Source organism: Streptomyces sp. NPDC020965, assembly GCF_044333555.1.
GTDB lineage: Bacteria > Actinomycetota > Actinomycetes > Streptomycetales > Streptomycetaceae > Streptomyces.
Genome location: NZ_JBIRRE010000001.1, coordinates 1,483,603 through 1,496,388, shown reverse-complemented (window position 1 = coordinate 1,496,388; position 12,786 = coordinate 1,483,603). Strand labels below are relative to the sequence as shown.

General features: G+C 70.8%; 12 protein-coding genes. 5 read left to right on the top strand and 7 right to left on the bottom strand.

All coding sequences use genetic code 11. The annotated features are described in order from the left end of the window. Positions 1–44 precede the first annotated feature (44 nt). The 7 genes from ACH4S7_RS06505 to ACH4S7_RS06475 form a co-directional block, all read right to left on the bottom strand. Positions 45–1,304 (bottom strand): MFS transporter, encoded by a 1,260-nt coding sequence (locus ACH4S7_RS06505; RefSeq protein ID WP_398520057.1) that lies wholly within the window; start codon positions 1,302–1,304, stop codon positions 45–47. 288 nt (positions 1,305–1,592) lie between these two features. Continuing rightward, positions 1,593–2,279 carry an ArsR/SmtB family transcription factor gene (locus ACH4S7_RS06500; RefSeq protein ID WP_398519909.1) on the bottom strand — a complete coding sequence of 229 codons (687 nt, stop codon included), beginning with the start codon at positions 2,277–2,279 and terminating at the stop codon, positions 1,593–1,595. Between the two features lie 79 nt (positions 2,280–2,358). Further along, on the bottom strand, positions 2,359–3,387 hold the full coding sequence (locus ACH4S7_RS06495) for a glycine betaine ABC transporter substrate-binding protein (RefSeq protein ID WP_398519908.1): 1,029 nt from the start codon (positions 3,385–3,387) through the stop codon (positions 2,359–2,361). A gap of 11 nt (positions 3,388–3,398) precedes the next feature. Beyond that, entirely contained in the window at positions 3,399–4,196 is a 798-nt protein-coding gene (locus ACH4S7_RS06490) for an ABC transporter permease (protein ID WP_398520056.1), read from the bottom strand. A 56-nt stretch (positions 4,197–4,252) separates the two neighbouring features. After that, positions 4,253–5,446, bottom strand: coding sequence for a betaine/proline/choline family ABC transporter ATP-binding protein (locus ACH4S7_RS06485; RefSeq protein ID WP_398520055.1), 1,194 nt, complete (start codon positions 5,444–5,446; stop codon positions 4,253–4,255). A gap of 169 nt (positions 5,447–5,615) precedes the next feature. Further along, a complete protein-coding gene (locus ACH4S7_RS06480) occupies positions 5,616–6,263 on the bottom strand; it encodes an ABC transporter permease (RefSeq protein WP_398519907.1) in 648 nt (215 codons plus the stop codon). 82 nt (positions 6,264–6,345) lie between these two features. Then, entirely contained in the window at positions 6,346–6,822 is a 477-nt protein-coding gene (locus tag ACH4S7_RS06475) for an Lrp/AsnC family transcriptional regulator (RefSeq protein WP_398519906.1), read from the bottom strand. A gap of 122 nt (positions 6,823–6,944) precedes the next feature. Here ACH4S7_RS06475 and hppD point away from each other — a divergent pair, with 122 nt between their 5' ends. The 5 genes from hppD to ACH4S7_RS06450 all read left to right on the top strand — a co-directional run bounded on the left by hppD (position 6,945) and on the right by ACH4S7_RS06450 (position 12,762). Further along, positions 6,945–8,090 carry a 4-hydroxyphenylpyruvate dioxygenase gene (gene hppD / locus ACH4S7_RS06470; protein ID WP_398519905.1) on the top strand — a complete coding sequence of 382 codons (1,146 nt, stop codon included), beginning with the start codon at positions 6,945–6,947 and terminating at the stop codon, positions 8,088–8,090. A gap of 224 nt (positions 8,091–8,314) precedes the next feature. Beyond that, positions 8,315–9,055: a response regulator transcription factor gene (locus tag ACH4S7_RS06465; RefSeq protein WP_398520054.1), complete on the top strand. Its 741-nt coding sequence runs from the start codon at positions 8,315–8,317 to the stop codon at positions 9,053–9,055. A 203-nt stretch (positions 9,056–9,258) separates the two neighbouring features. After that, positions 9,259–11,181: a sensor histidine kinase gene (locus tag ACH4S7_RS06460; RefSeq protein WP_398519904.1), complete on the top strand. Its 1,923-nt coding sequence runs from the start codon at positions 9,259–9,261 to the stop codon at positions 11,179–11,181. Between the two features lie 123 nt (positions 11,182–11,304). After that, a complete protein-coding gene (locus ACH4S7_RS06455) occupies positions 11,305–11,901 on the top strand; it encodes a hypothetical protein (RefSeq protein ID WP_398519903.1) in 597 nt (198 codons plus the stop codon). Positions 11,902–12,090: 189 nt separating this feature from the next. Further along, positions 12,091–12,762 (top strand): class F sortase, encoded by a 672-nt coding sequence (locus ACH4S7_RS06450; protein ID WP_398519902.1) that lies wholly within the window; start codon positions 12,091–12,093, stop codon positions 12,760–12,762. Positions 12,763–12,786: the final 24 nt, after the last annotated feature.

The following is a 12,786-nucleotide window of genomic DNA, read 5'->3' as shown; positions in this document are numbered from 1 at the left end:
CCGCTCAGCCCGGAGCCCGGCCGCCGCAACTGGAGCCCGGCCGCTCAGCCCGGCGCCGGCTGCTCCGCACGGTCCGCACGGGCCGCGCCCGCCACGCCACCCGGCGTCACATTCAGCTCCCGCCAGCAGGGGAACACCATGGCCGGCACCAGCGCCGCGGCGTAGAGCCCGCCCACGACCAGCAGCGCCGTCCCCAGCCCCACCCCTTCGATCAGCAGCCCCGCCGCCAGACCGCCCAGAGGCGTCGTCATCAGGGCGCCCGCCGTCCCCACACCCGCGACCCGGCTGCGCAGCTCGTCCGGGACGCGTTCGAACATCACCGTCGTCAGGATCGGGTTCAGCATCCCCGCCGCGAGTCCGCCCGCCGCCAAGGTCACCGCCAGCGGCGCCGTGCCGTCCGTCAGGGCCGCCACCACGAACCGGGGCGCCCCGCAGAGCAGGAACGCCACCGTGAACACCACCCGGCGCGGGAACCGGTGCCCGACCGCCCCGTACAACACCGCCCCCAGCAGCGCGAACCCGGCGAACAGGGCGACCAGCAGGCCCAGTTCGCCCGCGCCGCCGAGGTTGTCCTTGGCGTGCACCGGCAGCAGGACCGCGCTCCAGCCCTGGTCCAGGCCGTTGGTGAACATCACCGTCAGCAGCACGGCCAGCAGCATCCGCTGACGCAGGAGGAAGGCGTACCCCTCGCGCAGTTCGGCCCGGTACCCGGCGAACGAGACGGGCGCGGCGGACCTGCGTGGTTCGGTCGCGCGCACTCTCCGTACGCCGAGGAAGACCAGCAGCGCCGAGATGGCGAAGGTCGCCGCGTCCAGCAGCAGGACCACCTCGGCGCCGGTCAGCGCGATCAGGACGCCGGCGAGTGCGGCCCCGGCCATCCGGGCGGCGCGCGAGACCGCGTCGAAGGCGCTGGCCGCCCGGGGGAGCGGGGTACCCGCCGCCACCGCGAGGTCCGGCAGCATGACATGGCGCGCGGTCTCGCCGGGGGCGTGGAACAGTCCGGTGACGCCCATCAGCGCGCACAGCGCCCAGAAGGGCAGCGCGCCCGCGAAATGCAGCAGCGGGATGGCGAGGACGGCGAGGGCACAGATGAGGTCGGACGCGATGCTGACCCGGCGCCGGCCGACGCGGTCGATGACCGGGCCGCCCGCGATGGCCGAGACCACCACGGGGAGGGTGGCGCAGAAGGCGACCAGACCGGCCTTGGCGGGGCTGCCGGTGGTCTCCAGGGCGAACCAGGGGACTCCGACGAGGGTCAGTGAATTACCCGTGATGGAGACGGCGTTGGCGGCCAGCGCATGGATGAGCGGCCCCCGCCTCTGCCCCGGTTCCGCCCCCGAGCGGTCCCCGGAGCCCGCCCCCTCCTCCGGTCCCGGCCCAGCCGCCACCGCACGGGGTACGGGCAACGATCCGTCCGGTGCGGGCGCCGATCCTTGCGGTTGCCGTTGCGGTGCGGGCGCCGATCCTTGCGGTAAGGGCTCCGATCCGTGGGGTACGGGCAACGGTTCGGGTGGCCCGGGCATTGGCTCGGGTGGTCCGGGTATTGGCTCGGGCCCGGGTATGCCGGTGGCAGCCATGGCCGGGGGACCTCCTCAGTCGGCCGAGCGGGGGAAGGCGTGCAGATGCATCCGGACCTGGGCCGCCTCCGGTGTCCCCGGCGCCGGCTCCAGCTCCCGGTAGCTCTCGATGACCGCGTGGACCTTCTTGTTCAGCTCATTCGCCTGGGCCGGGGTGAGCCGGAGCGTGAAGTCGCTGAGGTCCGAGCTGCGCCGCCAGCTCTCGGGCCATTCGCGCGAGGTGCCGAGCCAGGTGCCGACCTCCTCGGTGTGCTGGTTCGCGACCTCGTGCAGGAAGAGGTTCGCGGCACCGCGCACCGCCGGATCGGGATCGTCGAACAGCGTGTGGTCGATGCTCGACCCATCGGCGGTGGCCTGCCACCAGCGCTCGCGCCCCTTGCCGCGCCCGGGGTCGTCCGTGACGAATCCGTACGCGGCGAGCTGGCGCAGGTGGTAGCTGGTGGAGCCGCTGGACTCGCCCAGCCGCTCGGCGAGCCGGGACGCGGTCGCGGGCCCGTCGTGCCGCAGGATCGACAGCAGCCGCATCCGCAGGGGGTGCGCCAGACCGCGCAGGGACCGCGGGTCGAGCGGCCGATAGCGGGGCTCGTCCGGGGCGTCGTGCCGGACCTCTCGCCGCCCCTCTTCCGCTGCCCCTGCTGCTCCCGCCGCTTCAGGTGTTCCAGGTGCTTCAGGTGCTTCTTCTGGGGGGTTCTTCGGGCGCATACTCCAAAGGTAGCTTTGCAAAGAAAGTGTTGCAACGGTTTCTTTGCAAGTTACGGCCTTCGCCCCTGGTAGCTCCCGCTCACCCCTCCCGGATGAACCCCGCCCCGATCAGCCAGTCCTTCGCCACCTCGTGCGGATCCTCGCCCCCCACATCCACCTTCGCGTTCAGCTCCTGCGCCACCGCCGTCGTGAGCCGCGCGCTCAGCGGGTTCAGCAGCCCCGCGATGGCCGGCCACTTCTCGATCGTCGCGCTGTGGATCGCGGGCGCCGCGTTGTAGTTGGGGAAGAAGTGCCGGTCATCGGCGAGGGTGTCGAGATCGAGCGACGCGATCCGGCCGTCCGTGGTGAACGCCTCGCCCAGCAGGCACGAGTTGGACTTCGACACCTGCGTGTAGATGATCCCGGCGTCCATCTTCTTGATGTTCCCCGGAGGGATGCTCATCCCGTACGCCCGCTCCATGCCCGGCAGCCCGTCCTCGCGGGACGCGAACTCGTTCTCCACGCAGATCGTCACCGCCGAGGGGTCCTTCTTCGCCAGCGCCGCCACATCGGACAGGGTCCGGAGCCGGTACTTCGCGTTGTTCTTCTTGCTGATCGCCAGCGTGTAGGTGTTGTTGAGCGACGACTGCGGCAGCCAGGTGACCCCGTGCCGCAGATCCTCGTCGTGCACCGCCCGCCACTGCTCCTCCGGGTCCACGATCGGCTTCTGGTGACCCAGGTAGGTGATCCAGGCGGTGCCGGTGTACTCGTACATCGCGTCCGCGTCCCCGTTGATGATCGCCTCGCGGGCGCTGATCGACCCGGGCAGGTTCGTCCGGTCCAGCACCTCCGCGCCCGCCGCCTTGAAGATCAGGCCGATCATCTGGCCCAGGATGATGTTCTCGCTGAAGTTCTTGGACGTGACGGTGAGGGAGGCGCCCTTGAGGGGCTCGCCCGCGCCGACCGACCCCGGCTTGACGTCGTCCACCAGCGGCGAACCGCTCTTGAGCCCGCAGCCGGACACCAAGGCCGATACGGCGACGAGCGACACCACCACCGCCCGCGCACCCCGTACCCGTACCCGTACGCCTCCCACCCGCGCACCCCGCGCCCGTCCATGATTAGCCACCCCACCACCCATCAGTCCGTCTCCAGTCCGCGCGGTGTCAGCACGAGTTCCGCCAGCGAGGCGAGCCAGTCCACCAGCAGCGCCAGGACCACCGTGAGCACCGAGCCGATGATCAGGACCGGCATCCGCTGGGTCTGGATGCCCGAGGTGATCAGGTCGCCGAGACCACCGCCGCCGCCGAAGGTCGCCAGCGTCGCCGTGCCCACGTTCAGCACGAGGGCGGTCCGCACCCCCGCCAGGATCAGCGGCACCGCCAGTGGCAGTTCCACTTTGCGCAGCGTCCCGGCCGCCGACATCCCGATCCCGCGTGACGCCTCCACCAGTTGGGGATCGATCGCCTTCAGACCGGCCACGGTGTTGGAGAGCACCGGCAGCACCGCGTAGATCACCATGCCGGTGATCGCGGTCGACGGGCCGATCCCCAGCCAGATCACCAGCAGCGCCAGCAGACCGATCGCCGGAGTCGCCTGACCGATGTTGGCGACCGTGGTGACCAGCGGGGCCGCGCCGCTGAGTCGGCGCCGGGTGAGCGCGATGCCCAGCGGGATGGCGATGATCAGCACCCAGAAGGTGGAGATCGCGGTGAGCTGTACATGCTGCCAGAGCCGCAGCCGGACATTTCCCCCGGTGAGGGAGTTCTCGGCGATGGTGTCGAGCGGGATGTTGGTGATCCAGAGGTAGGTGGCCAGCAGCACCAGGGCCATGGCCGAGGGCAGGAACACCAGCTTCTGCCAGGTGATCCGTCGGGCGGGCGGCCGGTTCCGCGAATCCGACGCCGAATTCGACTCCGGATCCGGGCCCGCTGCCATGGCTTCGTCGGCGTCGAGGGGCCCGAGCTCCTCCGGCGACCGCCCCGGGGCCGTACTCACGCCCCGCCCTCCAGCTCCACCTCGGTCTGATGCGTCCGCAGCTCCTCCAGGTCGTGCTGGTGCTCGATCGCCGCCAGCCGGTCGGCCTCCAGGAGTTCCTGTACGGAGTTCATCAGGGTCTCCATGTCGACAACGCCGATGAACTCGCCCCGCCGCCCCGTCACCGCGACCCTGCCGCCGGAGTCGATGAGCACCGCCTCCAGCGCGTCCCGCAGTGTCGCGTCCCGGGTCACCGTGTCGTGCACGAGTTGTCCGGCGCGGGCCAGCGAGCCCTTGGCGCGCATCAGATCGCCGCGCCGCAGCCATTTGTACGGACGGCCGCGCCGGTCCAGCATCAGCAGTTCGTTCTGGGACTCGGTGCGCAGCTTGTTGAAGATCGATTGGAGCGGGTCGTCCACCGTGACGGTCGGGAAGTCGGCCATCTGCACATCCCGTACGCGGGTGAGGTTGAGCCGCTTCAGGGCCGCGCCCGCGCCGACGAAGCCGGAGACGAAGTCGTCCGTCGGGTTGGTGAGGATGGCCTCCGGGGTGTCGAACTGGGCGATGTGCGACCGCTCCCGCAGGACCGCGATCCGGTCGCCGAGTTTGATCGCCTCATTGAAGTCATGGGTGACGAAGACGATCGTCTTATGCAGTTCGTGCTGGAGTCTGATCAATTCGTCCTGAAGATGATCGCGAGTGATCGGATCGACCGCCCCGAAGGGCTCGTCCATCAGGAGTACGGGAGGGTCCGCGGCGAGCGCCCGTGCCACCCCCACCCGCTGTTGCTGGCCACCGGAGAGGCGGCGCGGATAGCGGTCGTGGAACTCCCGGGGGTCGAGTCCCACCAGATCAAGCATTTCCTCGACCCGGTCCTTCACCCGCGTCTTCGACCAGCCGATCATCTTCGGCACCAGCGCGATGTTCTCCGCGACCGTCATATGGGGGAAGAGGCCGGAGGACTGGATCGCGTAGCCGATCTTCCGGCGCAGCCGGACCGGGTCGATGTCGGTGACGTCCTCGTCGCCGATCCTGATCCGCCCGGACGTCGGCTCGATCAGCCGGTTGATCATCTTCAGGGTGGTGGACTTCCCGCAGCCGGAGGGGCCGACGAAGATCACCGTCTCGCCGGGCCTGATCTCCAGGGAGACGTTGTCCACGGCGGGTCCGGAGGTGCCCGGATAGCGTTTGGTGAGATTCTCCAGCTCGATCCCGGCACCTGAGGTCGAACCGCGGGTGGTTCCTGAGGCGCCCGAGGTGCCTGAAGTCCTTGAAGTCCCGGTGCCTGAAGTCCCGGCGCCTGAGACCGAGGCCCCAGCGGCCCCGGACCCGCCCGCCCCCGGGGCCCCCGAAGCCCCGTTCCCGTCCTGTCCCGGCGTCTCAGTCACGGATTCCCCTCGGGATGGTCAGCCGGCCGAGCAGGACGTACGCCGCGTCGAAGAGCAGCGCGAGAATGACGATGCCGATCGTCCCGGCGAGCACCTGGTTGATCGCGTTGGCGCTGCCGAGCGAGGCGATGCCCCGGAAGATCTCATTGCCGAGACCGGGCCCTGAGGCGTACGCGGCGATGGCGGCGATCCCCATCAGCATCTGGGTGGAGACCCTGATCGCGATGAGGATCGGCGGCCAGGCGAGCGGCAGTTCCACCCGCGCCAGCCGGGCCGTACGGGACATCCCGATGCCCTTCGCCGCGTCGACCAGCGCGGGATCGACCCCGCGCAGCCCCACGATGGAGTTGCGGACGATGGGCAGCAGCCCGTACAGCGTCAGGGCGATCACGGTCGGTGGCACACCCAGTCCGACCAGGGGGATCAGCAGACCGATCAGGGCGAGGGACGGCACGGTCAGGATCGCCGCCGTGGAGGTGATGGCGAGGCTTCCGCCCCAGGCGCTGCGGTAGCTCACCAGACCGATCAGGACGCCCAGCAGGGTGGCGATCACCATGCACTGGAAGACGACGCTGGCGTGTTGATAAGCGTCGGTCAGCAACTGCTGGTGGCGGGTGCCCACGTACTCCCAGAAGCTCACCGACGCTCCCTCCACTCTCCTCGGCCGGGAGCCGGGCCGTTGCGCCCCCGGCGGTCAGCCCGGTTCAGCACGGTCGGTCCGGTCAGTCCGGTTCGTCCGCCGCGGCCTGCTCCACCAGCGGGATGATCCGCAGCGGTACGGGGTTCTCCATGACGATCGCTGTGGAGGCCCGCACGATGCCATCAAATCCGACAACCCGGTCGATCACCCGCTGAAGATCGGCGTTGGAGCGGGCCACCAGCCGGCAGAACATGTCACCGTGACCGGTGGTGGTGTGCAGCTCCAGCACTTCCGGCACACCGCCCAAATGAGCCCGTACATCGGCGCCTTGGCCCTGCTTGATCTCCAGCGTGGCGAACGCGGTGACGGGATAGCCGAGCGCGGCCGGGTCCACATCGGGCCCGAAGCCCCGGATGACTCCATTGGACTGAAGCCGGTCCAGCCGCGCCTGGACGGTGCCCCGGGCCACCCCCAGCCGGCGGGACGCCTCCAGGACGCCGATCCGGGGCTCACGCGCCAGCAGCACGATGAGCCGGCCGTCCAGATGATCGATCGCCATAGGGGCTCCTGTGATGGTCATCATGTACAGATAGCCCCACCATCCTCGGACAGCGGTCTACATATTGCCCAGTGGAAGCGCGAAGTGTTGCGCACCTTGTGGAACGGGTGGAGCCTTTCCACATGACTGAGACCATTGATCACCACCCCACCACCGCGCGCGAGGCCGACCCCTTCCCGGTGAAGGGAATGGACGCGGTCGTCTTCGCCGTGGGCAACGCCAAGCAGGCCGCGCACTACTACTCCACGGCGTTCGGCATGAAGCTCGTCGCCTACGCGGGGCCGGAGAACGGCACCCGCGAGACCGCGAGTTACGTACTGGAGAACGGATCGGCGCGGTTCGTCTTCACCTCCGTCATCAAGCAGTCCACCGACGCCGGCCGATTCCTCGCCGACCATGTCGCCGAGCACGGTGACGGAGTCATCGACCTGGCCATCGAGGTGCCGGACGCACGCGCCGCCTACGCGTACGCCACCGAGCACGGCGCCCGGGGCATCACCGAGCCGTACGAGGTCAAGGACGAGCACGGCACCGTGGTGCTGGCCGCCATCGCCACGTACGGCAAGACCCGGCACACCCTGGTCGACCGCTCCGGCTACGACGGCCCCTATCTGCCCGGCTTCGCCGCCGCCACCCCCGTCGTGGAGCCGCCCGCGAAGCGGACCTTCCAGGCCATCGACCACTGCGTCGGCAATGTCGAACTCGGCCGGATGAACGAGTGGGTGGCCTTCTACAACAAGGTCATGGGCTTCACCAATATGAAGGAGTTCGTCGGCGACGACATCGCCACCGAGTACTCCGCCCTGATGTCGAAGGTCGTCGCCGACGGCACGCTGAAGGTGAAGTTCCCGATCAACGAACCCGCCATCGCGAAGAAGAAGTCGCAGATCGACGAGTACCTGGAGTTCTACGGCGGCGCCGGGGTCCAGCACATCGCGCTCGCGACCAATGACATCGTCGCGACCGTACGGGCCATGCGGGCGTCCGGCGTGCAGTTCCTGGACACCCCCGACTCGTACTACGACACCCTCGGCGAGTGGGCCGGTGAGACCCGGGTGCCGGTCGAGACCCTGCGCGAACTGAAGATCCTGGTCGACCGCGACGAGGACGGCTATCTGCTCCAGATCTTCACCAAGCCGGTCCAGGACCGGCCGACGGTCTTCTTCGAGATGATCGAACGGCACGGCTCGATGGGCTTCGGCAAGGGCAACTTCAAGGCGCTCTTCCAGGCGATCGAGCGCGAGCAGGAGAAGCGCGGCAACCTCTGACCACGCGGTCTCCAGCGGTCGTACGACCGTCCCCGGCAGCCGTACGAGGACACTCCCGGCAGTCGTACGGGGACACCCCCGGCGGCCGCACGGGGACGCTCCCGGCAGTCGTACGGCGGTCGTACGGCTGCCGGGGCCGGAGGGACCTGAGCGGGAGGACCGGGGCCCCCGCCCGGCCCTCCGCGCGGGCCGCCTGCCACGATCAGGTCGTGTGCGCACATGTGATGATCGCCGAGGATGACGAGAAGCAGGCCGAACTGATCCGCCGCTATCTCGAACGGGAGGGCCACACGGTCACGCTCGTCCGGGACGGCCGCGCGACTGTTGAATCGGTCCGCCACCGAGCGCCTGACCTGCTGCTTCTCGATGTGATGATGCCCAAGGTCGACGGTCTCGACGTGCTGCGCATCCTGCGGGCCGAGGAGTACGGCCTCCCGGTGCTGATGCTCACGGCCCGCTCCACCGAGGACGATCTGCTGCTCGGACTCGACCTCGGCGCCGACGACTACATGACCAAGCCGTACAGCCCGCGCGAGCTGATGGCCCGGGTCCGCACCCTGCTGCGCCGCGCCGGCCCCACCACCCCGGCCGCCGCGCCGGCCCCCGCCGAACCGCTGCTGGCCGTGGGCACTCTCGTCATCGATCCGGCGCGGCACGAGATCACGGTCGACGGCGTACGGATCGACTGCACACCCGGTGAGTTCCGCATCCTCGTGGCGATGGCCGCCGAACCGGGCCGGGTCTTCACCCGCCAGCGGCTCCTGGAGGAACTGCACGGCTTCGCCCGCTATATCGGCGACCGGACCGTGGACGTCCACATCATGAACCTCCGTAAGAAGATCGAACCGGCCCCGCGACGGCCCGTACGGCTGCTCACCGTCTTCGGCGTCGGATACAAACTCGCCGACCCGGCGCGCAAGACCGATACGACGGGCAAGTCCGGTACGACGGGGCCGGCCCGGTGAGCCGAGTGAGCCGAAGGGCCGCGCGGGGGTCGAAAGGGAGAACGCGCGGAGGTCCCGAGGTACGAGGGACCGAGCACGATCGACCGTCGGGGCACGCTGAGAGCGGCCCGGAGGCGAACCGAGGCCAAAAAGAGAAAGTCCCGCTGCGGAAGAGTCTGCTGGGGCGGCTGCTCGGTGTATCCGCCCTCGTCGCCGCCTGTTCGGTGACGGCCACCGCCTGGCTCGCCGTCCAGACCACCTCCGGCGCCATCAAACAGGAGCAGGGCCAGAACCTCACCGACGACGCCCGTATCCACGACACCCTGCGCGGTTACGCCGCGACCCACCCCCGGTGGGACGGTGTACGGGCGACCGTGGACCGGCTCGCCCAGGAGACCGGTCGGCGGATCGCCCTCACGACGCAGGATCGCCGGCCCATCGCGGACTCCGCCACCGAGCCCACTCCACCCGCGCTCCCCGAGCAGGCGTCCGCCGTGGTCGACCCGCTCAGCGCGGACACGGCCCTCGTCCCCACCACCCCGCACGGCGACGGTGGCGCCACGGACGGCATCGACGCCCGCGCGGTCGGCCCCTTCCGGCTGACCAAGGCCGAGAGCGACCGGTCGCGCAAGCTCGCCGCGAGCGCCGTGACCTGCCTCCGCGAGTGGGGTGTGACGGCCGACCCGATCGCCACCCCCAGCGGCCGTTCGCGGCTGCGGATCCTGGGCGGCGAGAGCGACCGCGTCGACGGCACCCGCTGTTCGCTCACGGCACTGGACGAGCCCACCCCCACCGAGGCCAAGGCGCTCGCCGAGCTCAACCGGATGTCCGACGACTGCCTCAAGCGGAAGAACCGGGACGGTGTGAAGCTGGGTCTTGACCTGTCCTGGCGGGGCGACGCCGATTCGCCGGGACGGCCCATGCCCGCCCCCGAGGTGCGGGAGAAGAGCCCGGCCCCGGTCGTACCGTCCGCAGCCGTGATGCCACGCGCCGATCTCGGCGCCGGGGCGCGCGCCCACATCGACGACCGGGAGGTCGCGACCTGTGTGGAACGCTCCCGCCGGGAACAGCTCGACTCCCATGTCTCCCCTCCCGCGCTGCTGTTCATCGCCGCCCCCGATGGGACGACCGTCCCCGGCTTCGACCTCTCCCCGGCGAACACCGCGCGCATCGTCGGTGTCGCCGCGCTCGTCCTGGCCCTGACCGTCGGCGCGACGCTGCTGGCCGCCACCCGGCTCGTCCGCCCGCTGCGCGCGCTCACCGGCGCGGCGCAGCGGATGAAGGACGGCGCCACGTCCGAGCCCGTACCGGTCACCACGGACAACGAGGTCGGCCGACTGGCCGCCGCCTTCAACGACATGGTCGCGCACCGGGCCCGGCTGGAGTCCCAGCGGCGGGCGATGGTCAGCGATGTGGCCCATGAGCTGCGTACCCCGCTGAGCAATATCCGCGGCTGGCTGGAGGCGGCGCAGGACGGACTGGCCGACCCCGACCCGGCGTTCGTCTCCTCGCTGCTGGAGGAGGCGGTCCAGCTCCAGCACATCATCGACGACCTCCAGGATCTGGCGGAGGCGGACGCGGGCGCGCTGCGGCTGCACCCCGAACCGGTCCGGATCGGCGAACTGCTCGGCCAGGTCGCCGCCGCGCACCAGGGCCGGGCGGACCAGGCGGCCGTCACCCTGACGGTCTCCGTGCCGGACCCGGCGCCCGCGCTGACGGCCGACCCCGTCCGGCTGCGCCAGGCGGTGGGCAATCTGGTCTCCAACGCCGTCCGGTACACACCGCGCGGGGGCACGGTCACGCTGCGGGCGTACGGGGTGGAGGGCGAGGTGGCCGTGGCGGTCACGGACACCGGGCGGGGCATCCCGGCCGAGGACCTGCCGTATGTCTTCGACCGTTTCTGGCGGGCGGAGAAGTCCCGGAACCGGCGTACCGGCGGCAGCGGACTCGGCCTCGCGATCGTACGGAAGCTGATGGAGGCGCACGGGGGTTCGGTGGGCGTGGCGAGTGCGGCGGGGGAGGGGGCGGTGTTCACCCTCCGGCTCCCCGGGTCCGGCCCGGTCCCCGACCCCGACCCGGACCCGGGCTCCGGACGGCCCTCCGCCGCCGCGGTCTCGGGGGCTGATACGGGGACGACAACGAGCTGACAGGTTCTTCATATCTTCAGTCCAGCCTGGCGTTCAGGCCGGAGAGGGCACGGCGCGCACGGTGTTCGTGCGGCGAATCCCCTTCCCGGCACCACTGACCCGAGCCGGACTGGAGCACTTCCTATGCGCCTGACCCATCGACTCTCCCCGCGTGCCCTGATGATCGCCACGATGACCGCGGCGGCCGTGCTCGCCCCCGCGACGAGCGCGTTCGCAGACGCGTCCCCGACACCGTCGGCCGCGCCGGCGAAGCCGTCTGCGCCCGCGAAGGTGGACCTCTCGGTCGAGCGCCCCGGCGCCGGGGCGAACGGAGCCGTGGTCACTCCGCGCGGCGGTGTGGCGGCGGGCGACAAGCCCGTGGTGGAGAGGGGTAAGGGCGGCCCGGTCACCACTCCGCGCGGCGGTGTCGCCGCGGGTGAAAAGCCCGTGGTGCAGGGCGGTAAGGACGGCGCGGTCACTCCGCGCGGCGGTGTCGCGGCGGGCGACAAGCCCGCGGTGGACCCGAAGAGGGCCACGCCGGCGCCGGCCGTCGGCCAGCCCGCGGCGGAGAGCAAGCGCGCTGGAGCCACCCGGCCGCCCCGGGGCGGTGTCGCCGCGGGCGACCGTCCGGCCGAGGTGAGCGGGAACTCCACCGCCGCCATCGCCGGATCGGCTATCGGCTTCGCGCTGCTGGCGGGCGCCGGCACGTTCGTGGTGCGCCGCCGCGCCACCGCCAACTGACCTCCGCCGCCCGTGTGACACCCGTGTGACCCCCGTGCCGGGGCCCCTGGCTCCACCGAGAAACGGAGCCGGTGGCCCCGGCACACCGGCCGTCCGCCCCTGGAGCCCGCTCTGATGCCTCGTTCGCCCCGAACGCCCCGTACTGCACCCTGCGCATCCCACGAATCCCGTGCATCCCACGCACCCCATGTGTCCCGTGCGCGCCTCCGGACCATCGCCGTGCCCGCGCTGCTCTGCCTCGCCCTCACCGCCACGGCCTGTTCGACCACCCCGACGCCGGCCGCGAAATCCGACCCCGCGACCTACGAGACCGCGAAGTCCGACGCCACGCAATCGGACTCCGCGAAATCCGGCACCTCGCCCACATCCCCGCCCACATCTCAAGGCGAGACCCCCGCGTCACCGTCCGGCCCTGCCGCCGCCGCTCCGGTCGAGGTGTCGATCCCCTCGATCAGCGTCACCAGCGCGCTGATGCGGCTCGGCCTCAACCCGGACGGCACGGTCGAGGTCCCGCCGCCCGAGAAGGGCATGACGGCGGGCTGGTACACGGGAGCGGCCGTCCCCGGTGAGCCCGGCCCGTCCGTGATCATCGGCCATAACGACACCAAGTTCGGCCGGGCCGTCTTCCACGACCTGAAGAAGATCGGCAAGGGCGCGGACATCACCGTACGCAACGACAAGGGCGCCATCGCGCGGTTCACGGTCACGGGTACGGAGACGGTCAGCAAGAAGGCGTTCCCGACGCAGCGGGTCTACGGCCCGACGAACGGCCGCGAGCTGCGGTTGATCACCTGCGACGGGGAGTTCGACGCGGCGGGGCACCCGGTGGACAACCTGATCGTCTACGCGAAGCTGGCGTAACGGCCGCCCCGCGCGGGCACCCCG

Bases quoted from the DNA above. Each gene is read 5' to 3' on its own strand.
- ACH4S7_RS06500 (WP_398519909.1), bottom strand. From the start codon at position 2,279: ATGCGCCCGAAGAACCCCCCAGAAGAAGCACCTGAAGCACCTGGAACA.
- ACH4S7_RS06490 (WP_398520056.1), bottom strand. From the start codon at position 4,196: ATGGCAGCGGGCCCGGATCCGGAGTCGAATTCGGCGTCGGATTCGCGG.
- ACH4S7_RS06475 (WP_398519906.1), bottom strand. From the start codon at position 6,822: ATGGCGATCGATCATCTGGACGGCCGGCTCATCGTGCTGCTGGCGCGT.
- hppD (WP_398519905.1), top strand. From the start codon at position 6,945: ATGACTGAGACCATTGATCACCACCCCACCACCGCGCGCGAGGCCGAC.
- ACH4S7_RS06465 (WP_398520054.1), top strand. From the start codon at position 8,315: ATGATCGCCGAGGATGACGAGAAGCAGGCCGAACTGATCCGCCGCTAT.
- ACH4S7_RS06455 (WP_398519903.1), top strand. From the start codon at position 11,305: ATGCGCCTGACCCATCGACTCTCCCCGCGTGCCCTGATGATCGCCACG.